This window comes from Amycolatopsis japonica, assembly GCF_000732925.1.
Taxonomy (GTDB): Bacteria; Actinomycetota; Actinomycetes; order Mycobacteriales; family Pseudonocardiaceae; genus Amycolatopsis; species Amycolatopsis japonica.
Genome location: NZ_CP008953.1, coordinates 2,773,224 through 2,796,504, shown reverse-complemented (window position 1 = coordinate 2,796,504; position 23,281 = coordinate 2,773,224). Strand labels below are relative to the sequence as shown.

Below are 23,281 nucleotides of genomic sequence, written 5' to 3'. Positions count from 1 at the left end.
GATCCGCGCCGACGTGCCGGGATACGTCTGGCGGCATCACCCGGCCGCGGCGATGTGGGCGGGCTACGAGGAGGCGCTCGTCCGGTACGGCTTCGACATCTGCGACGTCTGGTGCGAGACCGGCCGTCAGGACACCTGCCGCGAAACACTGCGGTTCGACCTGCTCCGTGCCACCGGACTCGACGAGGTCCGCACCCAGGACCGGCTCGCCGACGCGAAGGAACTGCCGCCGTGGCTCGGCGACGCGGATTTCCACCGCAGCCATCGGTCCGCGCTCGTCCGCAAGGAGCCGGGGCACTACCGCGCGCGTTTCCCGGGCGTCCCCGACGACCTGCCCTACGTCTGGCCGTCGTCGGACCGTCCACGACGAGAAGGAGTGCGATGAGCAAGGGCCACGACCCCTGCAAGTAGTCAGCCGCTCGAAGGCCGCCCCATCTCGTGCCCCGGCCGTCCCTCGGTCCGCCGCCGGCGTTTGATCCGTTCTTCGTGCAGGTGCCGCCGCCCGCCGGTCAGGGCACCGGTGACGTCGCGCGCCATGTCGCGGTACGCCGCGTAGTAGCCCTCGTCGTACTCCTCGATCAGCTGGAACGTCCACCGCTCCGGCAGCACGTTGAGCCCGACAAGTTCGGTCTGGATCCGCTCCGCCCACTCGGCGTGCCCGGCCTTCCGGAGGGCTTCGACGGCCTCGCCCAGCGCGAAGTCGGCGGTTCCGGTGAGGTGGTGGAAGGCGTACAGGTGACCACGCGCCTGTTCGACCGTTTCGAGGGCGAAGGTCAGCTTTCCGACGGCGTCGACGGTCGCCTCGTCGGGTTCTGAAGATGAGTCCGGCATGCCGGGGAAATGCCCCCGCGCCGTCACTTTCACACCCCGTCGGCCGCGATCCGCGCGAACGAGCGGATCAGCGGGTTCTCCCGTTCGGTCACCCACGCCACGACCAGCGGGCTCGGTGGCATGTCGGCCAGCGGTACCCAGGTGAGGCCGTCCGGCAGGGCGTGCCCGAGCGGTGCGATCCCCGCCGATCCGTTCCACAGGACGGCTTGCAGGCATTCGCCGACCGTGCGCACCACCGGCCCGGATGGCCGCTCGCCGACGGGCGTCGCCCCATTCCAGTACTCGCGCCACAATGAATCCGTGCCCTCCGGCAGCTGGAACCACGGCCGATCGGCGACGTCGGCCAGCCGCAGCGTCGCGCGATCGGCGAGCGGGTCGCCGGTGCGCAGTACCAGCCCGACCGGATCCGAACGCAGGACCCGCACGGTGAGGCCGGTTTCGTCGAACGGCGAGCGGGTCAGCGCGACGTCGGCCAGTCCGGCGCGCAGACCGGTGGTGGGGTCGGTGAAATCCGCCTCACGGAAGCGGATCGAGACCTCGGGATGCCGGCGCCGGAACGCCGCGGCCAGGTGGGTGCCCGCCTCCCCCGCGCCGTCGGCCAGGGTGCCGACGGTGAGCGTCGCAGGGCCCGCCGTCTCGATCACCCGGGCGCGGGCGCGTTCGGCCTGGTCCAGCAGGGTGCGGGCCTCGGCGTACAGGGTGGTCCCGGCGGCGGTGGGCTCGACGCCGGCGGCCGACCGGAGCAGCAGGACCACCCCCAGGTCGTTCTCCAGCTGCCGGATGGCCCGGCTCAGCGGCGGCTGGGTCATGTGCAGCCGCGCGGCGGCCCGGCCGAAGTGCCGCTCCTCGGCGACGGCCACGAAGTAGCGCAACAAACGAAGCTCCATCACCAGCGATGATACCCATCAGGTATCGGCTGGTGAAGATCGGTCTTGGACGGCGCCCGAGGGCCGGCACGACAGTGGGGTCATGCCTTTCGAACCCCTCACCCACGAACCCGCCGTCGACCCCGCGCAGGCCAGGGAGATCGCCCGCGACGTCGTGGTGATCCCGAATCTCGGCGTCGACCTCGTCCCCAACATCGGCGTCATCGGCGGCTCGCATTCGGTGCTCGTCGTCGACACGGGACTCGGTCCTCGCAACGCCGAGAAGGTGCTCGCCTTCGCGGCCGAACACGCCCGCGGCCGCAGGCTGTACCTGACGACGACGCATTTTCACCCCGAGCACGCTTTCGGCGCACAGGTCTTCGCGGACGAGGCGACCTATCTCGTCAACAGCGCCCAAGCCGCGGACCTGGTCCACAAAGGACCGGGCTACCTCGAGATGTTCCGCGGCCTCGGCACCCCGGTCGCACGGGCGCTGGACGGCGTCGACTTCGTCACCCCCGACGTGGTCTACGACGACGAGTACGACCTCGACCTCGGCGGGCGAGTCGTGCGCCTGGCGGCCACCGGACGCGCCCACAGCAAGGGCGATCAGGTGGTGACCGTGCCGGACGCGGGCGTGCTGTTCACCGGGGACCTGGTCGAGACCGGCCAGTTCTCGATCTTCCCGTGGTTCCCGCCGTACGACACCGATGTCTCGGGACCGCGCTGGATCGAAGTGCTGGGGCGGCTGGCCGCCGCCGGACCGGACCTCGTCGTCCCTGGCCACGGCGACGTCTCCGGACGCCGGATCCTGACCGACGTCCGCGAGTACCTCGAACTGCTGCGCGACGAAACGTGGAAGCGGCGCGACTCGGCGCTCCCCGAAGAGTCCATCGCCGCGGAGGTCGAAGCGCTGATGATCGAACGCCACCCCGAGTGGGAGGGCCGGGATTGGATCGCGAAGGGCGTCGGCTGCTTCTGCGCCGACCACTCAGGCCATGAGGCAGCAGGCACCGGTGAAGCAGCCGAAGGCGCCTCCGCTTGACGCGTTCTTCCAGTTGTCGAAGCGGTCGATCACGAGTTCGACCTCGGCCTGCCCGGCCACGGTGACATCGATGGCGGAGTCGGCGAAGAAGCTGCGGATATCGTCGGCAACGGTGCTCTTCATGGAAGATCTCCCTCGAACCTGCGGTGTTGGATACCGAAATCGTGCAGGTTCGGGCCCCGGTGTCGACAGTGCGAAGCGCCACGGACGACGTGTGGCTTTCGACTGCTCCACTCGCGTCAACCGGCTGACGCGAGTGGAGCAGCCGGTCACTTGAAGATCGCGATGGGATGGACGACGAGTTCCCCGGTTTCGGGGTCCCAGTCCTCGACCTTGCCGAGGCAGCGCGCCCGGAACGCGCCGGTGGGCGCGGAGTCCCGCAGATCGCTGGTCACGCAGGTGAACCGGATCCGCCTGCTCCGCTCCGGATCGTCCGGATTCCCGTACGGCGCCACGAAAACCGTCTCGGTGTCGGTCTGGGAGCGTTTACGGAACAGGCCCTTCACGGAGATGAACGCCTCGACGCCGCGCAACCTGGTTTTGACCTGCCGGGTGCTCTCGGGACCGTCGGCCCAGCCGAGTTCCTTCACCAGAGCCCGGTTGTGGGCCAGTTCCTGCTTCGTCAAATCGACGTAGATGATGTCGTGGTGCTTCTCCAGCACCTTCGTCACGATGCCGATCACCGTGATCGGTTCGGCCTTGCGGATGTACCGCCGGAACTCTTCGTCGGTGTCGGTGCGCTCCGATTCCCCTTTCAGCGGGCCGAATCCGCCCGAACCCCAGAACCGCCAGCCCCGGCTCTTCCGTTTCTCGACCTCCTGCTCCAGCGCCTCGTTGTAGCGATGCAACTGGTAGAGGCCCATCACGGATTTCGTGTGCAGGTAGAAGCCGATTCCCCGGATCATGCCCTGATCGCCGTCGGACCGCGCACGGCGCCAGTGCTTCACGAAAACGACGATCGCGACGAGGAAGGCGATCACGGTCAGCACCCAGACCGCGAGCCACAGTCCCCAGACGTCCCACCACAGATTATCGGCAGCCACGGATCTCCTTGAAGGCGTCGAGCAGCGATGTCGTGTTCGCGTCGACCATCCGGCCACCGGTGGCCACGGCCGCGCGCTCCAACTCGGCGGGGTTCGCCTCGCCGAACCGGATGGTGTACGTGTGCACGCCCGGATCCCTTGGCGCGCGCAGGAATTCTTCGATACCGGGTCCGGTGTTGCTCTCCCCGTCGGTCATCAGCACGATCGAGACGTCTCCGCCGGGCTCGGCGCCACGATGGATACCCGCCTTCGTGTACGCCTCGCCGAGCGCGGACCAGACCGCGGTGTTGCCGTCGAACTCGTCGGCCGCGATGAAGGCGCGCAGCGCGTCGAGATCACCGGGTCCGTCGATGGTGAACTCCTTGTCCCCCAGTATCTTCCCGCCGAACCGGAGAACCGTCAGCCGCTCGCCGCGGTAGAAACGGTCGAATCCTCCGTCCGGACCTCCGCTCAGCCCGGCGAAGGTCGCGCGGAGCGCGGCGATCCGCGGCCCCTTCATCGAACCGGAGAAGTCCAGCACGAAGATCACCCGCCCCGGCGCGCGGGAAGCGGACGCCGCGTAGTCGTCGAGGAGTTTGTCCACGACGGCCTGTTCGTCCGGGAAGTACAGCGAGTTCCCGATCGAGGCCGGCAGCCTCGGATCGAGCCCCACCTCGCCGGTGATCGGACGGCGAAGGGTCCGCTCCATCAGTTTCTTCTGCGTCGCCGGGCTTCTGAGCCAGGAAACGACCTTGTCGTACGCCTCCCGTTCGGCCGGGTCCAACAGCAGGACCGGGTAGTCGGACTGGACGATGCCGTCACGCGGATACACCAGTTCCAACGGGGTCTTGAGCCTGCCGCTCGCGTTCAGGGAGAGCAAGGTGGACTCGTACCCGATGATCGCGTCCACGTCCTGGCGCTCGGCGAACCGATCGGCCACGGCGGCCGAAGTGTCCGCCGTCAGCGTGTGCCCGGTGCGGAAGCCCTGGAGTTTGTCGCATTTCACGTCCTGGAGGCGCAGCGCGGCGCCGGTGCCCGCGGCGGCCGTCGCCACCCCGACGAGTGAGGTGAGCCCGCTGGTCGATTTGGCCGGATCCGCCATCGCGAACCGGAAGCCACCGCCGGCCGCCGCGTCCGCCAGATCCGCCCACGAGAGCTTGCCGTCCGGTTTGCCTCGGCGCAGTTCCGCCGCCTTCGCCGGGGTGATCCCGACGATGACCGGCGACACCATGGTCTTGGTCGCGAGCGGCCGTTCCCCCTTGTCCCCCGACTGCCGGTGTTTGAGCTGGAAATACCGGTCGGTGGAAAGCCAGGCGAGATCGTGCGTGGCCTTTCCCGGGGTGAGGGAGGCGGCGGCGTCGATCGTTCCCCGGAAATCCATTTCCAGTTCGATTCCCGTTTCCGCGCGAAGGTCGTCGAGAATCGGCCCGAGATCGGCCAGCTCCGAACTGGCCAGCACGCGCAGCTTCACCTTCTGTCCGCCGCTCGTACAGGCGGCGACCAGCAGGAGCAGGCAGCACAGGATCGCGAGGAGCCGCTTCACGGGCAGTCCCCCACCGTTTTGATCATCTCTTCCAGCACCGGGTTGTCCGGCAACGGCGTGGTGCTGTCGTCGGCGGCGATCTCCGGCGCGGGCAGCCCCTGTTCGCGGAGGAACTCGTACAGCCGCGCGCTTTTCGTGCTGCCCGCGGGGGTCGCGACGCCGAAGCCGAGCTCCATCGCGCGGCGCTGCAGCTCCGGATCGAACGTGATCAGCTCGCCGAGCCGTTCCGCTTCCGGTTTCAGCGCCAGGAATTGGGGTTTCGTCAGGATGTCGTCCTTCGGGTACAGCAGGACCCGGTCGTGGTCCGGTCGCCCGCTCTGTGCCTTGGCCCGCAACTGCATGGCGAGGTATTGATGCTCGTAGATGACGACGATCGGCTTGTCCCCCTCGGCCAGATTCGCGTACGACTCCGACAGATCCGCCGACGGGAAACCTTGTGCCGCCACGAGCGGTTTGACCCGGTTGGCCAGTTCCTTCGCGGCCGTGAGGTTCGGCGGCCCCGCGGGAGCCCCGGCCGGACGCGGATCGACGACCGGGACCTGACGGCCGTTCTCCAGGAACGCCAGCAGGATCAGGTACGTCGCGCCCGAGTTGGAGTCGCAGATGTTCGAGGTCTGGGCGAGCACCCTGTTCCCGTTTTCCGCGCCGAAGCGCCTGATGCCGAGCGAGTCCCAGGTCTGTCCCTTTCGCAGGGTTTCGATGAACTTCTCGGTGTCCAGCGTGTAGTACAGCGGCTCCTGTTCGCCCGCCGGTTTCGTGGCGATCTTGTTGCTCGCCAGCGTTTCCGCGTAGCGGCGATACGTGGCGAGGACGATCGGGCTGGTGAACGGCTGCCGCGCGCTGCCCGTCCATCGGTCGGCCCTCGACCGCCGGACGAGACTCGCGGCGGGCTCGCCCGACATGAACACGAAGTCGTACTGGCTGAGGTCGTGGGTGGCGACGTCCCGCGAGCCCGCCCTGGTCACGTGGACGCGGATGTGGTGGCGCATCAGGATTTCCTGGATCTTCGCGTCCTCGAAGAGATCCGATTTGGAGCCCATCTTGCCGCGCAGGACGAGCGTCTGCTGGAACGGCACCACGATCGTCCCGCTCATGAGCAGGGCGATCAGGCCGGTGACGGCCAGGGCCAGCGCGGGCCCGAAAGTGCGGAGAAAGCGACGGCGCAGAAAGAACGCCGAGGGTTTCGGTCGGATGGTGAGCTGGGGTTCTTCACGAAGCGAGCTATCGGTGGTCACCGATTTCCTCCCCGAATGTCCGGCAAGCCCATTTTACCGGGGAGCACCGACGGAAAAGCACGTCTCGATCCGGCTTCGGGACCACCCTCACCAGGCCCGGAGGCCGGACGGTTAGGCTCTTCGGTGGCGAAAACCGCCATGCACCACGACGCCGGGAGATCTGAACCGCCATGCTGGACCGAGCAGTCATCGACGCCCTCTTCCCCGCCGACCTGCCCGAGCCCGAGCACTGGGAACAGCGTTACCCCGCCCGCGAGCTGCCCGAGGGCGCCCTGGTCACCCGGTTCGGCCCCTCGCCGACCGGGTTCGTCCACATCGGCGGGGTCTACGTCGCCACCATCGACCAGGACGTCGCCCGCCGCAGCGGCGGCCGCTACCTCGTCCGGGTCGAGGACACCGACCGCTCCCGCGAGGTCGAAGGCGCCATCGAGCAGTTCGAGCGCGGTTTCGCCTACTTCGACCTCGCCGCCGACGAGGACATCCACCGCGGTGGCGACTACGGCCCGTACCAGCAGTCCGAGCGCGAGCAGATCTACCTGACCTACGTCCGCCACCTGCTCCGCTCCGGCCGCGCGTACCTCGACTTCGCCACGAAGGACGAGCTGGCGGCGATCACCGCCCGGCAGCAGGCGACGAAGCTGCCGACCGGCTACTACGGCTCGTGGGCCATCTGGCGCGACGCCGACCCCGCCGACGTCCAGGCCAAGCTCGACGCAGGCGACCCGTACGTCGTGCGGTTCCGCGCGCCGGACGACACCGGCGCCCGCGCCCGGTTCACCGACGCCATCCGCGGCCCGCTGGAGGCCGAGGCCAACCGCAACGACGTCGTCATCCTCAAGAGCTCCGACCAGAGCCCCCGGCTGCCGACCTACCACTTCGCGCACGCCGTCGACGATCACCTCATGCGGGTCAACCTGGTCATCCGCGGCGACGAGTGGATCTCGTCGGTGCCGGTGCACCAGCAGCTGTTCGACGCGCTCGGCTTCGAGCCGATCACGTACGCGCACATCGCGCCGCTGATGAAGCAGGAAGGCGGCAGCAAGCGCAAGCTGTCGAAGCGCAAGGACCCGGAAGCGAGCGTCGACTTCTACATCGAGTCCGGCTACCCGACCAAGGCCGTCCTGTACTACCTGCGCGGCCTCGCCAACGGCCGTCTCGCCGAGATGCCGCTCGACCAGGCGCTGGCCGAGCCGATCAACCTCGACGAATGCGGGGTCGCCGGCCCGCTGGTCGACCTGGTCAAACTCGACGACATCTCGGCCGACCACATCGCCACGCTGACCGGCGCCGAGATCCTCGAGGAGGTCCGGGGCTGGGCGGAGCGGTTCGACCCCGAGCTGCGGACCGTCCTCGACGCCGAGCCGGACCTCGCGCTCCGTGCGCTCGCCGTCGAACGTGACGGCGCCGAGAACCCGCGCAAGGACCTGAAGAAGTGGAGCGAGTTCCGCGCCGTCTACGGCTTCTTCTTCCCGCAGCTGCACGCCGCCGTCGCGAGCCCCGACGACGAGCGGATCACCGCGCTCGGCGTCGACCGCGCGGTCGTCCAGGCCGTGGCGCGGGACTTCGTCGAGAATTACCAGCAGCTCGACGACGGCCAGGAGTGGTTCCAGCAGATCCGCGACGTGGCCGCGAAGCACGGCTTCGCGAAGAACGCCAAGGAGTTCAAGAAGAACCCCGAAGGCTTCCCGGGCTCCATCCGCGAGGCCTCGCAGATCATCCGGATCGCGATCACGGGCTCGACCCGGAGCCCGGACCTGCACTCGATCACCCAGGCGCTGGGACGCGAGGAGACGATGGGCCGGTTCGCCGGCCTCGTTGCCGAGTGACCCCTCGTGAGTGGCTGTGTGATCGAAGGCGCGACTCGCGTGATCAGGGACGCAACTCGCGTGATCGGAAGCCGCACTCAGGGTGTTCCGCCACTGATCACATGAGTTCCGCCGCTGATCACGTGAGTGCGGCCGATCGGTCCAGGTGGTCGTGAGTGGCGTTTCGGGTTAGAACCCGAAACGCCACTCACGAGGCGGGCAGGAACTGGTCGTAGAAGGCCGTCTTGACCGCGACGACCGCCTCTTCGGTCTCCCGGAACCGCTCCCGCGCCTCGCTGGAGTCGATCAGCTGCACGAGCCGCAGCCCGAGCTGGTCGGAATGCGTCAGCGAGAGCGGGGACGCGGCGGCGAGCGGGCGCGACTTCGCGTCGTGCACGTGGTGCGGGTAGTAGAAGACGGATTTGTCGCCGAGCACCGGGCCGATCCGGCGCCAGAGTTCGCCGTACTCGACCGAGACCAGCACCTCGCCCCAGAACCGCAGGATGGTCAGCAGTTCGACGTCGGCGTGCTTCGAATCGCCCGCCGAGGAGATCAGCTCCATGGTGGTGTCGAGGCAGGCCGCCGTGGCCAGGGACTTCCGCGACCGCACGAGCACTTCGCGCGGGACGCCCAGGGCGAGGATGTCCGTCATCAGATCCTCGCGGTGCGAAGGTGTGCTGCCGGGCGAGGTGTTGTCCGGGTACTCCTCGCGAACGATGACGCGGGCGATCCGTTTGGACTGCTCGTCGGTGAGCAGGTCGATCGCCAGGTCGTAGGCCATGGTGAACGCCAGCGACAGGAACCGGCGCTGCAGCAGGACCGCTTGCAGCTCCTCCCCCGACAGGTCGGTGACGCCCCGCAGCGCCGGATGGTTCCGGAACCGCTCGATCAAACCGTCTTCGAACTCGTCGAGCTCGCGCATCAGTACACCTCTTGCTCAGAAACGGATCATGTCGATGCTTCGGTTCCAGTCAGCGAGATCGACGTCGCGGCCGATGTCCCACAACGTATCGAGCTCGCGCTGGATCTGTTCGCCGAGCACGGTGTCGTGCGTGCCCTCGATCTGGAACTGCGGCGAATTGACCGCCAGCTGGCCGTGCAGGAACATGCTGACCAGGTAGCGTCCGTCGGCCCGGTACACCGAAACCGAGGCCTGCGAGTTGAAGACCCGCACCTTCAGGTTTCCCTGACGCTTCGCCAGCCGCCGGTGCAGCCGGGAGAGTATCTCCAGGCACTCCGCGATCCCCGTGCTCACGAAGGGGTTGCCCGCGCCGTCGCTCCGGCCCAGCGCCGCCTCCCGCAGCCCCACCAGCATCGAGTTCGGGTGCAGCAACATGATCCGCACCTCGGCGCGCCGGTCGACGATCGCGGCTTCGAGTTCCTTTTCCAGGCGCTGCAGGTTGGGGATCCAGGTGTTCAGGATCGTCACTTGTTTGGCCTTCGCGACGTGTGCCGCGAACTCGTCGTCCGGAAAGCGTTTGTGCACTTCGACCACGCCGCCGTAGCGCGAACGACGGAGGCTCGTGGCGATGGTGTCGATGTCGAGACCGGCGAGCCGGTCGCGGATGTCTTCCAGTGCGCGCAACGGGGTCAGTTCGACGAGCAGCACCACGACCACCCCGCTGACCATGATCAGGGTCAGGGTGGTGACGCCTTTCGGCGCGACTTTGTCGAGCAGGCCGAGCTGTTCCGCGATTCCGACGGCGAAGCCGGCCACCGCCAACCCGCCGAGACTGAGCAATTCGAGCCAGCGACGCATTCTGCGGAGCATTCACCCTCCGGGATCCGGCAGTTCGGCCCTCATGTTCTCACGATCGGAGAGCCCTTTGTGATCGGGGTCACCTCCACGGAATTCACGAAAAGAATCGAATCCGGCGCGGGAATCCGCAGTGCGAAGGGCGCAGATCACAAGGCGGACGTGAAACGCGCGGGCCTCGACAGACGACTTACCGGATACGCAAGTACGGAAAGTTGTGGTCGATGAGCGCTGATCGCGTTGTCCAGCTGCGCTGGGAGCACCGCCACGTGGCCGACGACGGCGGCCGCGCGGCCTTGTCCTACCCCGGGATCTCGGTCGTCCGGCGGACCGAGGGTGAAATCGTCGACCGCACTTGGATACCGGTCGGTGAAGAACCCACCTTCGCCGACGACGAGGCGTTGATCACCGCCCTGCACGCCGCCTGGCGCTGGTCCAGGCCCGCCGCTTGATCCGTTATTCGTCGCCCGATTTGTACCGGCGCTGGAGTTCTTCGTCCTGTTCACGCGGCGACTTTTCCGACCAGCGACCGTGGACGAGGTCGTTCTCCGTGTAATCGGCGCGCCGTGAGGCCCAGCCCGGCAACATGATCTTGCGTGTCCCGCCCCGCCCGCGATCGCGTACATCGGTGATCACGGCGATGCCGATCACCAGCAGGAGTATCCCGAGCACTATCCAGATCACGGCCATGGTCCGCTCCCCCGCAGATATGTCGTTTCCGCCAGATTAGCGGTACGAGGGGTTTCGCCATACGGGATTTCCGCCGCCTTTCCTTGCTCCATTCGGGCTAGCCCAGTGGGCGTACACGGTTTCAGTCCCCGCGGCGAAGTGACGACGGCGCCGCGGCCATAAGGTGACGACGTGCTCGGTGAAAGGCTCGACTCCTGGCTGCGCGGACACCAGTCGCTCGTCGACGTCCTGATCGCACTGCTCCTCGCGGGATGCTGTGTCCTTTTCGGACTCTTCGTCCGGGCGGAGGCCGCGTATTTCCTGTTCTCCCTGCTTCTCGCGCTTCCACTCGCCTTGCGACGCCGCAATGCCGTGGTGTGCGCGACAGTGGTGCTGGGAGTCGCGAGCATCCAGTGGCTCACGATCCGGGACGGCGTCGGTGCCCTGCCCGCCGATCTCGCCGTACCGCTGGCGGTGCACGCCGCGGCGGCCTACGGACCGCGGCGAGCCGGTGGCGCCGCGCTGGCGGCAGGGCTCCTCGGCGCGGTGCTCGGCGGGCTGAGCTGGCCGATGCTGCCGTCGTCCGCGGCCGCGCATCTGCTCGTCGGCGCCTTCCTGGCCAGCACCGTGGTGGCCGCGTGGGCGACCGGGACGTTGCGCCGGGTCCGGCTGTCCCACAGCCGTCAGCAGGCGAGGCTCGCGGTCCTCGCGGAGCGGGAACGGATCGCGCGCGAGATGCACGACATCGTCGCCCATTCGCTCGCGGTCGTGATAGCGCAGGCCGACGGTGGCCGGTACGCGGCCACGCCGGAGGCCGGACGGTCGGCCCTGGTCACGATCGGCGACTGCGCCCGGAAGGCGCTGGGCGATCTCCGCCGGATGATCGGTGTCCTGCGGGACGGACCGGCGTGACCGCCCCGCCGGTCCGTGTCCTGCTGGTCGACGACCAGGCCCTGGTCCGGGCGGGCTTCCGGCTGGTCATCGAGTCCCAGGCCGATCTGACCGTCGTCGGTGAGGCGGGTGACGGTCTCGCCGCGGTCGACCACACCCGGCGCCTGAATCCCGATCTGGTCCTGATGGACGTCCGGATGCCGGTGCTCGACGGTATCGAGGCCACTCGACGGGTGCTCGCCCTGCCTGACGCGCCCAAGGTCCTCATGCTCACGACGTACGACCTCGACGAGCACGCGCTGGCCGCGATCCGGGCCGGGGCGAGCGGTTTCCTGCTCAAGGACGCCACCCCCGAGGAACTGCTGGCCGGCATCCGGACGGTGCACGACGGGGACTCGGTGATCGCCCCCTCCACCACCCGCAGGCTGCTGGACCGGCTGGCGCCCCCGCTCGATCCCGGCGCGGCCAGGTCGGCGGCGACGCTGACCGGACGTGAGCGGGAAGTGCTGGCCGCGATGGCGCGCGGCTGGTCCAACGCCGAGATCGCCGAGCGGCTGGTGGTCGCGCCGGGAACGGTGAAGACCCACGTGGGCAACATCCTGGCCAAGCTGCGGGTGCGGGATCGGGTGCAGGCGGTGGTCCTGGCCTACGAAGCGGGCGTGGTCCGGCCCGGCGAGCGGTGACGGGCACAGGTGACATCGGCCCGGGGCAGGGCTCCGCCGAGTAGATACGACTCGACGATGTCGGTGACGCAGGGCGCCGGGTCGAAGAGATAGACCCCGTGCCGGAACGCGCCGTCCAGCGTGACCATCCGGGATCCGGTCAGGGCGCGGCGCAGCGCCAGTTGCCCGGCATACGGCGTGACCGGATCCCCCGAGGCGCCCACGAGCAGGGCGGGCCGGTCGTCCCCGACAGGGACAGGTGGCTCCGCAGGCGGGACGGGCCAGAACGCGCAAGGCGTGATGTGCCGGGCCAGCGGACCGAACAGGGGCTCGGCGGCCCGGTGCGCCAGGATGTCCCGGTAGTAGCTTTCGGGATCCCGCCAGGCGGCGCGGTCCGCGCACTGGTTGGCGACGGTGGCGCTGAACCCGAAGGACGGCTCGACGTCCGGATCCGTGTACAGGGAGAGTTTCCACTCCTGCGTGGGTGTCGGTGTCACGGTGAGACCGCGAGCGGCGTCACGCAGCACGGCGACCTGGGCACTGAACTCCGCGTAGAACGCGTCGCTGTCGTCGACGGTGAGCAGCAGGCCGGGGATCATCGCGGCGTCGATCCGGTGCTCGCCGACGCGCAAGGGCTCGCGGGCGGCGGCGCGGGCGATCCGGTCCACCGTGGCCAGTACCTCTTCCGCGGTGGCGCCGAGATGATGGTGTGCGTCGCGGCGGGCGGCCCACCGCGCCCAGTCGCTCAGGGCCGCGGCGTCCGCCACTGCGGTCTCCCTGGTGAGCGCGGGACCGGCGGCCCCGGGCGCGGCGGCGCTGTCGAACACCATCCGCTCGGTCCGCCGAGGAAAGAGCCGTCGGTAGACCGAGCCGAGATGACTGCCGAAAGACCAGCCCAGGTAGGAGATCTTCGATTCCCCGAGGGCGGCTCGCACGAGGTCCAGATCCCGCGCCATGTCGCGGGTGGAGGCGTGTGCGAGAAGATCACCCCGGTCCGCGCAGCTTCGCGCGAGCTCCCGCGCGACCAGCACGCTGCGGTCGAAGGAGGCCCGGTCCGGACTCGCCAGCTGAGCGCTCTGCAGGTATCGCCCGGTGGGCCAGCCGCATTCCAGCGGCGAGCTGAGCCCGAAGAATCTCGGGTCGATCCCGACGAGGTCGTACCGCACCGCGAGCGATGGCGCACCGGACGGGACCTCCGGGGGCAGCCCATGGACCAGCAGTGCCACGCCGTCGCGGGACGGGCCGGGTCCGCCGGTGTTGACCACCAGGGTGCCCAGACGGCGCGCGGGGTCGCTCGCGGGACGGCGCGCGACGGCCACCGAAAGGGTTCTGCCGCCCGGGTCGGCGTGGTCCAGCGGCACGACGACCTCACCGCAGGTCGCCCCGGCGGCGGCGAGCCGTCGTCCCGTCTCGTCTTCCGGCCCGGTCCGGCAGTCGTGCCAGTCGATCCGCGGCGCCGGGGTCGCCGAGGCCGATGGCCCGCCGTCCGCCAGCAGCAGGATCGCCAGGCCAGCGGCGAGTACTTTTCGTCGTTTGGTCATACCTGGACGCTAAGCGCGCGAACTCGCGGGAACCTCTGCTCTCAGGCCGAAATCCGCTCCTCGCGACTACTCCCGGAGGCATAGGGTGCCCGGCGGAACGGGGCGGCAAGGGTCGGCAGGAGATGGCGGCGGTTGCGGATCAGGGCGGCGAGCGCGACGAGCGCGTAGACCCCGCACAGGACGTAGCGCGCGGTTTGGCCGGGCAGCACGAACTGCACCGCGAACAGGCCGAGCAGCGTCCAGGCGGCCCAGCGCGGGAAACGCAACGCGAGCAGAGCGGCGACTCCCAGCAAGGTCTGGGTCGCGGTGAGGAGGAATTCCTCGATCTGACGGCCGTCCAACCGCAGTGCGGATCCCCCGCCGCCGAGGACATAGGCGATCGGCAGACTGCCGACGAGCAGCGTCCATTGGTTGACCTTGCTGGAAAGCAGGGTGCCGAGCGCCGCGTCGCCCTTGCCCCGCAAGGCGAAGAGGATCGCCACGATGAACTCCGGCGCCTCCGACGCCAGCGGCGCGAGCCATTGCACGAGCAGGAACCGGTCGACGCCCAGTTCCGTCCCGACGGCGATCAGGTTGTGCGCGAACGGTTCCGCGCTCGCGAGGATCACCACGGCCGCGAACACGAACAGCGCGGCCACGAGGGTCCGGCGGGACCGCCGGGGCAGCGCGCCCAAGGTGGCGGCCGGACCGACCAGTTCGGGTTCGCCCGGTTCGGCGCGGGAGACCTTCCAAAGGTAGAACACGAAGAAGCCGAGCAACGCGAAGCCGAGGACCAGCGAGATCTGTCCGGTTCCGGGGATGACGAACGCGACGATCGAGGCGATCGCGAGGAAGCCGAGCTCGATCCGGTAGGGCGCGTCGAGGATCAGCTCGCGGACGGTGGCGCCACGGCGTTTCTTCGCGACGGCGAGCGCGACCAGCACGACGGTGGACCACCCGAGGCCGAGCAACAGCCGGTTGGAGCCGGTCATGTTCGCCGCGGCGTAGGCGATGTACTCGGGATTCGAGCCCGCCGTGTAGGCGAAGTACAGGTCCACCGCGTACTCGGGAAGGACCGCGATGACGGCCAGCACGGCGATCGCGAGGCCGCCGGAGATGTCCACCTGCGCGGCTTCGGCCGCCCAGGCGAGCAGGAACGAGGCCGCCACGACGGCGAGGCCGAACAGCAGCAGCCCGGCAGGCGCGCCCGGATCGGTGCCGGTGAAGCGCAGGAGAAGGGCGGGCACGGTGAGCGCGGCACACAGGCCGACGGGCTTGAGTCGGTTGACGATCACGACCGAGCTTCGCGGCCGTGGACGGGTTACCACAACCGTTTCCTCATCCACTCGACCGGCGATAATTCCCTTATGGGACAAGGAAAACCGAAGATCGTCCTGCCGAAAAACGGACGTCGTCCCACCGGAGAAATGACGAACTCCCCGGTATCCGCGGGATACCGGGGAGTCCGGGGGCGGTCAGCCCCGGGCGTTCGGGTCGATCACGTCGCCGGCCAGTCCGGTGGCGGCGTCACCGAACGCACCGGTGGAGTCGACGACGCCCTGGCCGGCCGCGGTGGCCGAGTCGACGGCGTCCTGGCCCGCCGTGGTGGCACTCTCGGCGAGGCCCTGACCGGTCTCGGCCAGCCCGCCGGTCGCCTGGGTGACCTGGTCGGCGGCGCCGGAAAGGTCGACACCGGTCAGTTCGCCGACCTTGTCGCCCGCGCCGCCCAGCAGTTCGGCGGCCTTTTCCTTCAGCGAGTCGAACAGGCTCATCAGGGGTACTCCTCGGATCGGTCGTGCGGAGGCGGCTGAAAGTTCACCGTACAGGACAAATCGGGCACGGTGCGCGATGGCCGTCGCTCCGGACAGGTGAAATCCGAGGAGCGTTCAGAGACAGGGCGGCCGGTAGCGGTCGATCGAGAGGCCGCGGAAGTCGAGCTTGTTCGGGGTCTTGCCGACGAAGACCAGGCCCCGAGCCTCGGTGAGCGCCGAGGCGAAGGAGTAGCCGGGCGTACCCAGCTCGGGCAACGTCGTCCAGACGGAGGGCTTGAAGCTGAAGAACTTCTTCACCAACTTCCCGCCGGTCGACGGCACCTTCGTGAGCCACTTGTCCCCGCCGCTCCAATGCGAGGCGGGGCGCAGCTGGACGTAGAGGTCGTCGGTCGCGCTGTAGGTCATCCAGAAACCGGCGGATTTCGAGAGATCCGCCTGCGCCTCGAACTGATTCCCCAGCCAGACGACGACAACGTGCCATTCGGCGTTCAGGAAGGTCACCTTCGCCGCGTAACCGCCGCGTTCGCGGACGAGCAGGCTGCCAGTCGGCGGCAGCGTGGTGCCCTCACCGGAGGCGAGCCATTGCTGCAAACGGTCGATCGACGGGGTGGCGCATTCACAGCCGTGCCCGCCGGACGCGTTCGCGACGGCGCCGGGGCCGATCAGCGAAGCCAGGAGCATCGACGAGAGCACCGCGAGCGTACGAATCCAGGATCCTCCGCGCATTCCCGGAAGCTAGCACAGCGAACGCGAAAACCACCGTACAGCGCCGAAAGCGGCCGACGATGCCCCGCTCAGCGGAAACCGTCCTTTATGGACAGTGGCCGCGCCCGGCGACCCTCACGCGAAAACGTCGCGAAAGCCACTTCCGCGACGTCTGATGTCCCGAAAGTGGCTTTCGCGACATGTGCGGCGAACGACTGGACAGGTGCGCATGACCAGAACGGACGACACACGTGATCAGACGGACGACACGCTCGCGACCAGGTCCCGCCGAATCGCCACTCGATCACGCCCTGGCGAGCGCGCTCACCTGAGCAAGCCGTCGACCTCGGCGGCGAACAGCAGGGCGGGATCGAACCCCATGCCGACGAAATGCCCGGCGAGCTCGAGCGAAAGAACACCGTGGACACGGGTCCAGAAGGTGACGGCACGACTGAGCGCCCGACCGTCATCCGGCTCCGCCGCGTACACCCGGAGCAACACCGCCATGATCTCGTCGGAGATTTCCGTGGTGTCGCCAGGCGCGTGATAGCCGGGGATGGGCGTCCCATAGACGAACAGGTATCGCTGCGGATCCGCCAGCGCCCATTCCCTGATCGCGTAGGCGACTTCAGTCACGCTGCCTGCCGCCTGGACGACGTCGGCGAGGCTTCGATACGCGTCGCGGACAAGGTCCGTGATCAGGTCGTCGCGACTGGGGAAGTACCGGTACAGCGCGGGACCGCTCATGCCGACGTGCTTGGCGATCGCGTTGAGGGACAGCGCGGACACGCCCGTCGTGGCCAACTGCTCCCACGCGTGCCGCTTGATCTCCGCACGCACCTGCGCCCGATACCGCTCCCGCGAGGTCTCCACCAGCCACTCCCTTCCGATCAGTTAGAGGTTATCACTTTCCCTATTGACACTCACGTCGTTGTGGTTATAGCTTCTAACTATCGCAATCGCCGCTAACAAGGAGTCCTGATGAAGTCGCTCTATCGCACCGCCGCACTCGCCCTCCCGCTGGCGATCGGCCTGCTGGGCGGTGCCGTGGCCCCCGCCCACGCCACCACCGCCTCCCCCACCCCGCTTTCGTGCCAAGGCAAGACCATCGACACGAAGGCCCCGATCCACTACCGGACCGAGGCCCTGATCAAGGCACCACTGAGCAAGATCTGGCGTCTGCAGACCGACGTCGAACGCTGGCCGTCCTGGCAGGAGCCGGTACTGAGCAGCGAACGCCTGGATCACGGCCCGCTGCGGAAGAACTCCCGGTTCCACTGGACCACCCCGGCGCCGGCCACGGCCACGACCCCGGCCACCACGCTGTCGATCACCTCGACCGTCCACCAGATCCAGCGCGGCAAATGCCTCCGCTGGAGCGGGCCCGCGGCCGGCGAGGGCCTCGGCATCGACAACGGGATCCACGTCTGGAACTTCACCGAGGTCAAGGGCGGGGTACTCGTCCGCACCGAGGAGAACTGGTCCGGTGCTCAGGTCGAGGCCGATGTGCCCACCGCCACCAAATTCCTCGGCTGGGGCCTCGAAGCCTGGCTGAAGGACCTCAAGGCCACCGCCGAATCCCACTGCTGACCGCACCACACACCTCGGAGGAACCGATGTCCACCCAGACGCTCGACCGCGAAACCACCGTCCGCCGCGCCCCGCGTGCCGTCATCGTCTCGGCCTGGGCCGTACCGATCATGGTCGTCGGCCAGTTCGCGATGCTCGCGATCGTCCCGGTCGCGCTCGTGCTGATCGGCACTTTGCGCGACGCCCGGCTCAGACCTCTCCGCTGGGGCGCGATCGCCCTCACCTCGGCCTACGCCACTCCCCTGGCGCTGTGGGCGATCGGCCCCGAAAGAGCGCAAAGCCTGTCCAAAGACATGCATCCCGTCTTCGCCGCGATCATCGTGGCCGTGGGAGTGGCGTTCGCCGTGTCCTTCCACGTCCTGCGCCGGAAGCGGGCCCATCGGTGAACGAGGGGATCACGCCGTAGGAAGCCTTCCGCGAAGCCCGGCGCAACGTCGCGAGCACGGCGGGCCCCAGCACCAGGATCGCCACCGTGTTGGTGATCGCGCGGCCGGTGTCCCAGCCCGCCGTCGAGGTCAGCAGGGTGAACACGGCGAAGCGGTGCAGGTTCTCCAGCAGCGGGGCGCCGGGCACGTAGGAGATGTGCCCGTCGTGGTACGGCACTTCGGCGTCGGTGATGAACGGCCAGAACCACAGGTTCATCAGGAATCCGAAGACGTACGCGACGAAGATCCCGTACGTCACCAGCATCGCGATCTCCGCCTTGCCGGTGACGCGGCGGGGCAGCAGCCCGGCGCCCATCCCGATCCACGCCGAGCACATCATCTGGAACGGCAGCCACGGCCCCACCCCGGCGGTCAGCAGCGCCGAAGCGAACATCGACGTGCAGCCCAGCACGAAACCGAAGCCGGGGCCGAGTACCCGCCCGGCCAGCACCAGCAGGAAGAACACGGTCTCGATGCCCGCGGTCCCCGCGCCGAGTGGCCGCAGGGCGGCGTTCACCGCGGAGAGCACGCCGAGCATCGCGAGGGCCTTGGAATCCATGCCCCCTTCGGACATCTCGGCCAGCACGATGACGATCAGGATCGGCAGGATCCCGATGAACACGAACGGCGCGTCCGGGCCGTGCTGCATCGATTGCGGCTCGACACGGACAAGGAGCGGCCAGACGAACATCATCAGTCCGGCCAGCGACGCCAGCCCGAGCACCGTCGCCGAGCGGGGGCCGAGCCGGACCGCCGCGGTCACGAGACCTCCTGCGGAAGCGCGGACCGGACCTCGTCGACGGTGAGCCAGGGCTCGCCGAGGATCTTCGCGATCTGCGTGGCGAACGCCGGGGAGCCGCCGAGCACCTCACCGGTCGGGCCGTCCGAGACGACCTCCCCTTCCGCCATCACGAGCACGCGGTCCGCGATCGTCGCGACGAATTCGACGTCGTGGGTGGCCACGACGATCGCCTTGCCCTCCGCCGTGAGCGAAGCGATCATCCGCGCCAGCGCCGCCTTCGCAGTGTAGTCGAGGCCGCGGGTCGGTTCGTCCAGCAGCATGATCCGCGGGGCGGCCGACAACTGGACCGCGAGCACGAGCGCGAGACGCTGCCCCTCCGAGAGATCACGGGGATGCGACGCGGGATCGATGCCCGGAGCGAGCCTGTCGAGCAGTTCCCGGCACTTCCCCGGCTCCGCACCCGATTCCGCGTCGGCGGCTTCGCATTCGGCGGCGACGGTCTGCAGGTACAGCAGATCGCTCGCGGTCTGCGGCACCATCCCGACCAGGGCGCGTGCCGCGGCACTGCTCAGCGTCTTCGGGTCCTTGCCCTCGACGGTGACCTTGCCGCCCTGCCGCGGGCCGGAACCCTGCACCGCCCACAGCAGCGACGACTTGCCGGATCCGTTGCGCCCCATCATCGCCAGCACCTCGCCGGCGCGCAGGGCGAGATCGACCTCCCGCACCGCCACCTTCGGCCCGTAGCGCACGACGACGCCGGACGCGGCCAGCAGTTCTTCGCCCACGGTCGTGTTTCGCGCGGGCGGAGCGCCCAACGTCAGCGAAGAAGCGCGCCGCCGGGCATCACGGACCGACATCGGCAGCGGGTCCCAGCCCGCCAACCGTCCCAAGTGGACGATCGGCGGCGCGATGGGCATGTCCTTCAGCACTTCCGGTGGCGTTCCGTCGATCACCTCCCCGGTACCCGGTACGTGGATCATCCGGTCCGCGAACGGGATCACGCGTTCCATCCGGTGCTCGGCCATCAGCACCGTCGTGCCGAGGTCCTCCACCAACCTGGCCAGCGTCGCGAGCACTTCCTCGGCCGCCGTCGGGTCCAGCGCCGACGTCGGTTCGTCCAGTACCAGCACCTTGGGGTGAGTGGTGAGCACCGCGCCGATCGCCACCCGCTGCTGCTGCCCGCCGGACAGCGTCCGCAACGCGCGCCTGCGCAGTTCCGCGATGCCGAGGAGGTCGAGGGTCTCCTCCACCCGGCGTCGCATCACCTGCGGGCTCAGGCCGAGTTGCTCCATGCCGTACGCGAGTTCGTCCTCCACCGTGTCGGTGACGAAGCCCGCGAGCGGATCCTGGCCGACGACGCCGACCAGATGCGCGAACTCGCGCGGCGGCCGGGACCGCGTCGTCACGCCGTCGACGGACACCGTGCCTTCGAGGTGACCGCCGGTGAAATGCGGGACGAGACCGTTGATCGTGCCGAGCAGCGTCGACTTGCCCGCCCCGGTCCGGCCCGCGAACAGCACGAGTTCGCCTTCACCGATGGACAGCGTCACGTCGGACAGCACCGGTTCGGCGCGGCCGTGATAGGTGAAGGAAACGTGGTCCAGTTCGATCATGCGTGCACTTCTTCTTCCAGTGCGGCGTAAGGAGGTTCGGGGGCCGGGGTGAGGAACGCGGGCAGCACGCCGATCAGCACCCCGAGCAACGGCACCCACGACAGCGACGGCCAGGACAGGCCGATCAGCGACGGGTTCATGTTCATCGGGTTCACCTCCGACGTCGTGAACAGGACGGCCGCGACGGCGATCCCGCTGAGGGCGACGACGATCTCCGGCGGCTGCCAGCGATCCGGCCGGTAACGCGTGCGCCGGACGCGTTTGCCCGCCGACCGGAATCCGGCGAGTCCGATCACGACTCCGGCGGAAAGCACCGGTGCGGCCAGGTATCGGGGCGTCGAACCGTCCAAAGTGGCGTAAACACCGACGCAGACGCCGAGCAGGCCGATGATCATCAACGTGCCCGTGATCAGCCTGGCCCGCGCTTCGACCGTTCCCGCGCGGCCGTAGCCGCGTGAATCCATCGACGCGGCGAGCTGCAGCGAGCGGGAAAGCGCGTCCTCCAGTACCGGGATGAGGATGGTGTGCAGCGCCTTCACCTTCCTCTTCCCCGAACCGCCGCGCAGCCTGCGTGCCCGCCGGACCCGCAGCACACTCTCGGCGAGCTGCGGGAACACCGACAGCGCGACGATCACCGCCGTGCCCACCTCGTACAGCGCCGGCGGCATCGCCTTGAGCAGCCGTTTCGGGTTCGCGAGCGCATTGGCCGCGCCGAGGCAGATCACCATCGTCGCCAGCCGCATCCCGTCGTAGAGCCCGCCCAGCAACGATTCCGCGGAGACGTCGCCGAAGAGCCGGATGCCCGCCGCCCATTCCGGCAGCGGGATTTCGGGCAGCCGCAGGATGATCGTGGCCCCCTCACCGCCGCCGAACACGACACGGAAGAACACCCGGATCGCGACGATGAACGCGCCGAGGTACAGGTAGAGCCGGAACGCCAGCGCCCACGGCGCCTCACTGCGGCGGGCCACGACGACGTACCCCGCGACGGCCACGATGGTCAGCAGCAGCCACGGGTTCGTCGTGCGGGTCGCCGCGACGGCGAGTCCGAGCGCCCACACCCACCACGCGGCCGGGTGCAGATCGCGCGGCAGGAAGTAGGACGTCATCAAACTCCTTGTGCGCGTTTGCGTCTGCGTGCCATCAGGAATCCCGCCACGCACAGCGCGAGTACCACGGCTCCCGCGGCCCAAGGCGCCCAGCCGCCCGCTCCGGACTCGCGGTCGATCACCGCGTTGACGTCCTCGGCGTTCTCGCCGCCGGTGAACGCGACGTTCATCGACGGATCCTGCGCCTTCGGCCGTGCCGAAGCACTCGGGCGCGGTTTGGGCGGCGGCAGCGCGGCGGAACTCGGACCCGCGGCCGGACCTTCTCCGGCACCCGTCGTCGGCTGGGAGCCGTCGGCCTGCTGTCCGTTCCCCGACGGCGGTCGCTGCTGGCGCTCGCCGGGGTCACCCGTGACCGGCTTGGCCTCCTCGCGCGGCACACAGGGCTGGCTCTCCGTGCCGGGCCGTACGGCGGAGACCCGCGGGACCGGGTTGCTCTGGGTGGTGGCGTTCAAGGAGAACGACCAGCCTTCGAAACCGCCGGGGATGAAGTCACGGTTCTTGACGCCCCACTGGCTGTAGTCCCAGGCGCAGTTGTTCGAGGCGTGCCAGTAGGACCAATAGGCCTGAGCCGGAGGCGTGTCGACGCAAGGCTCACGGTAGTCACCGCGACCCGCGACGGGGACGGCCTCAGCCGCGGACGGGCGGTTCTCGACCCGGCAGACGAACGACTCACCCCAGCGCTGGACTCCGGCGATCTGGAAACCGGCGCCCTTGAGCGCGTCCAGCCCGGTGCCACGGGTGGTCTGGGGATTGCACCGCACGATGGTCGTGCCGCCGAGCTGCTGGAAGTCGACGACGACGGTGACCCCGGTGGCGTCCTTGCAGAACCCCGGATATCCCTTGCTCTGGTCGACCGCGTGCGCGGACGGCGCCGTGGCGGCGATCAGGAAGACCGCCGCCACCACGGGAAGGACCCTTTTCACGGGATGGCCGGGTTCCTCGGCGTGACGCCGGGCGGCGGGTTGGTGGTCGCGGACTTGTTCAGCGAGAACGACCAGCCCTCGAAACCGCCCGGGACGACGTTGCGGTTGAGGGCACCCGAGCTGCTGTAGGTCCAGGTGGAACCGGAACCGTCGGCGTTCCAGTAGCCCCAGTACGCGCCCGCGGGCGGGGTGGTGACGCACGCTTCCTTGTAATTCGGGTTGGTCGTCAGCGGGAGCGTCTCCGTCGCGGACGGGCGCCCTTCCAGACGGCAGACGAAAGCGAGCCCCCAGCGCGCGGTGCCGGCGACCGCGATCCCCGCGTCCTGCAACGCCTTGATCCCCGTGCGGGCGGTGCCCGGCGTGGCGTTGGGCGAGCAGCGGGTGATCGTCGGGGCGGCCAGCTCCTGGAAGTCGATCACGACCGTGACCCCGGTGCGCGCGTCGGCACCGGTGCAGATCCCGGCGTAGCCCTTCGTGGTGTCGACCGCGTTCGCGGGTGCGGCGGACAGCCCGATGAGTCCGATGAGGACGGTCGTGACGGCGAGCAGTCTCTTCAT

General features: G+C 68.9%; 26 protein-coding genes and 1 pseudogene. 8 read left to right on the top strand and 19 right to left on the bottom strand.

What is annotated here, in order from left to right:
- Window positions 1-13: 13 nt before the first annotated feature.
- Window positions 14-385 (top strand): annotated as a pseudogene (locus AJAP_RS13335) (MSMEG_6728 family protein); the annotation flags it as partial.
- A 26-nt stretch (window positions 386-411) separates the two neighbouring features.
- On the opposite strand, the gene AJAP_RS13330 reads toward AJAP_RS13335, so the two are convergent.
- Both AJAP_RS13330 and AJAP_RS13325 read right to left on the bottom strand, forming a co-directional pair.
- Complete coding sequence (locus tag AJAP_RS13330; protein WP_038522974.1) at window positions 412-831, bottom strand: hypothetical protein; 420 nt, start codon at window positions 829-831, stop codon at window positions 412-414.
- Window positions 832-860: 29 nt separating this feature from the next.
- On the bottom strand, window positions 861-1,718 hold the full coding sequence (locus AJAP_RS13325) for a LysR family transcriptional regulator (RefSeq protein WP_038511215.1): 858 nt from the start codon (window positions 1,716-1,718) through the stop codon (window positions 861-863).
- 82 nt (window positions 1,719-1,800) lie between these two features.
- Between AJAP_RS13325 and AJAP_RS13320 the strand changes: the two genes are divergently transcribed.
- Entirely contained in the window at window positions 1,801-2,742 is a 942-nt protein-coding gene (locus AJAP_RS13320) for an MBL fold metallo-hydrolase (protein ID WP_038511213.1), read from the top strand.
- Here the strand turns inward: AJAP_RS13320 and AJAP_RS44360 are convergent.
- The 4 genes from AJAP_RS44360 to AJAP_RS13305 all read right to left on the bottom strand — a co-directional run bounded on the left by AJAP_RS44360 (window position 2,689) and on the right by AJAP_RS13305 (window position 6,542).
- The gene (locus AJAP_RS44360) at window positions 2,689-2,865 is read right to left on the bottom strand and encodes a hypothetical protein (RefSeq protein WP_167551710.1); all 177 of its coding nucleotides are present in this window, start codon (window positions 2,863-2,865) and stop codon (window positions 2,689-2,691) included. The genes AJAP_RS13320 and AJAP_RS44360 overlap by 54 nt on opposite strands.
- Window positions 2,866-3,011: 146 nt before the next feature.
- Window positions 3,012-3,785 (bottom strand): hypothetical protein, encoded by a 774-nt coding sequence (locus AJAP_RS13315; protein ID WP_038511210.1) that lies wholly within the window; start codon window positions 3,783-3,785, stop codon window positions 3,012-3,014.
- Window positions 3,772-5,307, bottom strand: a complete 1,536-nt coding sequence (locus AJAP_RS13310; RefSeq protein WP_038511208.1) for a vWA domain-containing protein — start codon at window positions 5,305-5,307, stop codon at window positions 3,772-3,774. The genes AJAP_RS13315 and AJAP_RS13310 overlap by 14 nt, the downstream gene beginning before the upstream one ends.
- Entirely contained in the window at window positions 5,304-6,542 is a 1,239-nt protein-coding gene (locus AJAP_RS13305) for a hypothetical protein (RefSeq protein WP_038511206.1), read from the bottom strand. The genes AJAP_RS13310 and AJAP_RS13305 overlap by 4 nt, the downstream gene beginning before the upstream one ends.
- A gap of 170 nt (window positions 6,543-6,712) precedes the next feature.
- Between AJAP_RS13305 and AJAP_RS13300 the strand changes: the two genes are divergently transcribed.
- On the top strand, window positions 6,713-8,368 hold the full coding sequence (locus tag AJAP_RS13300; protein WP_038511203.1) for a glutamate--tRNA ligase: 1,656 nt from the start codon (window positions 6,713-6,715) through the stop codon (window positions 8,366-8,368).
- A 187-nt stretch (window positions 8,369-8,555) separates the two neighbouring features.
- On the opposite strand, the gene AJAP_RS13295 is transcribed toward AJAP_RS13300, so the two are convergent.
- A complete protein-coding gene (locus tag AJAP_RS13295; RefSeq protein ID WP_038511200.1) occupies window positions 8,556-9,269 on the bottom strand; it encodes a hypothetical protein in 714 nt (237 codons plus the stop codon).
- A gap of 15 nt (window positions 9,270-9,284) precedes the next feature.
- The gene (locus tag AJAP_RS13290; protein WP_228694928.1) at window positions 9,285-10,118 is read right to left on the bottom strand and encodes a hypothetical protein; all 834 of its coding nucleotides are present in this window, start codon (window positions 10,116-10,118) and stop codon (window positions 9,285-9,287) included.
- Window positions 10,119-10,327: 209 nt separating this feature from the next.
- On the opposite strand from AJAP_RS13290, the gene AJAP_RS13285 reads away from it, so the two are divergent.
- A complete protein-coding gene (locus AJAP_RS13285; protein ID WP_051972438.1) occupies window positions 10,328-10,555 on the top strand; it encodes a hypothetical protein in 228 nt (75 codons plus the stop codon).
- Between the two features lie 4 nt (window positions 10,556-10,559).
- On the opposite strand, the gene AJAP_RS13280 is transcribed toward AJAP_RS13285, so the two are convergent.
- A complete protein-coding gene (locus tag AJAP_RS13280) occupies window positions 10,560-10,793 on the bottom strand; it encodes a hypothetical protein (protein WP_038511193.1) in 234 nt (77 codons plus the stop codon).
- A gap of 171 nt (window positions 10,794-10,964) precedes the next feature.
- Between AJAP_RS13280 and AJAP_RS13275 the strand changes: the two genes are divergently transcribed.
- Window positions 10,965-11,684 (top strand): sensor histidine kinase, encoded by a 720-nt coding sequence (locus tag AJAP_RS13275; protein ID WP_038511191.1) that lies wholly within the window; start codon window positions 10,965-10,967, stop codon window positions 11,682-11,684.
- Complete coding sequence (locus AJAP_RS13270; protein ID WP_038511188.1) at window positions 11,681-12,346, top strand: response regulator; 666 nt, start codon at window positions 11,681-11,683, stop codon at window positions 12,344-12,346. The genes AJAP_RS13275 and AJAP_RS13270 overlap by 4 nt, the downstream gene beginning before the upstream one ends.
- On the opposite strand, the gene AJAP_RS13265 is transcribed toward AJAP_RS13270, so the two are convergent.
- From AJAP_RS13265 to AJAP_RS13245, 5 genes are all read right to left on the bottom strand, one after another.
- The gene (locus AJAP_RS13265) at window positions 12,310-13,866 is read right to left on the bottom strand and encodes an alpha/beta fold hydrolase (protein WP_038511184.1); all 1,557 of its coding nucleotides are present in this window, start codon (window positions 13,864-13,866) and stop codon (window positions 12,310-12,312) included. The two genes, AJAP_RS13270 and AJAP_RS13265, sit on opposite strands and share 37 nt — an antisense overlap.
- 41 nt (window positions 13,867-13,907) lie before the next feature.
- On the bottom strand, window positions 13,908-15,140 hold the full coding sequence (locus AJAP_RS13260; protein WP_038511181.1) for a sodium:proton exchanger: 1,233 nt from the start codon (window positions 15,138-15,140) through the stop codon (window positions 13,908-13,910).
- 180 nt (window positions 15,141-15,320) lie between these two features.
- On the bottom strand, window positions 15,321-15,617 hold the full coding sequence (locus AJAP_RS13255; protein WP_038511178.1) for a hypothetical protein: 297 nt from the start codon (window positions 15,615-15,617) through the stop codon (window positions 15,321-15,323).
- Between the two features lie 114 nt (window positions 15,618-15,731).
- A complete protein-coding gene (locus AJAP_RS13250) occupies window positions 15,732-16,310 on the bottom strand; it encodes a hypothetical protein (protein ID WP_038511175.1) in 579 nt (192 codons plus the stop codon).
- 336 nt (window positions 16,311-16,646) lie between these two features.
- Window positions 16,647-17,195 carry a TetR/AcrR family transcriptional regulator gene (locus AJAP_RS13245; RefSeq protein WP_228694927.1) on the bottom strand — a complete coding sequence of 183 codons (549 nt, stop codon included), beginning with the start codon at window positions 17,193-17,195 and terminating at the stop codon, window positions 16,647-16,649.
- A 108-nt stretch (window positions 17,196-17,303) separates the two neighbouring features.
- Here AJAP_RS13245 and AJAP_RS13240 point away from each other — a divergent pair, with 108 nt between their 5' ends.
- Complete coding sequence (locus AJAP_RS13240) at window positions 17,304-17,912, top strand: SRPBCC family protein (RefSeq protein WP_038511170.1); 609 nt, start codon at window positions 17,304-17,306, stop codon at window positions 17,910-17,912.
- Window positions 17,913-17,938: 26 nt separating this feature from the next.
- Window positions 17,939-18,298 (top strand): hypothetical protein, encoded by a 360-nt coding sequence (locus tag AJAP_RS13235; RefSeq protein WP_038511168.1) that lies wholly within the window; start codon window positions 17,939-17,941, stop codon window positions 18,296-18,298.
- Here the strand turns inward: AJAP_RS13235 and AJAP_RS13230 are convergent.
- The 5 genes from AJAP_RS13230 to AJAP_RS13210 are packed head-to-tail and all read right to left on the bottom strand — an operon-like array spanning window position 18,228 to window position 23,281.
- On the bottom strand, window positions 18,228-19,100 hold the full coding sequence (locus tag AJAP_RS13230; protein WP_038511165.1) for an ECF transporter S component: 873 nt from the start codon (window positions 19,098-19,100) through the stop codon (window positions 18,228-18,230). The two genes, AJAP_RS13235 and AJAP_RS13230, sit on opposite strands and share 71 nt — an antisense overlap.
- Window positions 19,097-20,692: an ABC transporter ATP-binding protein gene (locus tag AJAP_RS13225; RefSeq protein WP_038511164.1), complete on the bottom strand. Its 1,596-nt coding sequence runs from the start codon at window positions 20,690-20,692 to the stop codon at window positions 19,097-19,099. The genes AJAP_RS13230 and AJAP_RS13225 overlap by 4 nt, the downstream gene beginning before the upstream one ends.
- Window positions 20,689-21,801 (bottom strand): energy-coupling factor transporter transmembrane component T, encoded by a 1,113-nt coding sequence (locus tag AJAP_RS13220; protein ID WP_038511161.1) that lies wholly within the window; start codon window positions 21,799-21,801, stop codon window positions 20,689-20,691. Before AJAP_RS13220 ends, AJAP_RS13225 begins: the two co-directional genes overlap by 4 nt.
- The gene (locus AJAP_RS13215) at window positions 21,801-22,724 is read right to left on the bottom strand and encodes a hypothetical protein (RefSeq protein WP_051972435.1); all 924 of its coding nucleotides are present in this window, start codon (window positions 22,722-22,724) and stop codon (window positions 21,801-21,803) included. The genes AJAP_RS13220 and AJAP_RS13215 overlap by 1 nt, the downstream gene beginning before the upstream one ends.
- Entirely contained in the window at window positions 22,721-23,281 is a 561-nt protein-coding gene (locus tag AJAP_RS13210) for a hypothetical protein (protein WP_038511159.1), read from the bottom strand. Before AJAP_RS13210 ends, AJAP_RS13215 begins: the two co-directional genes overlap by 4 nt.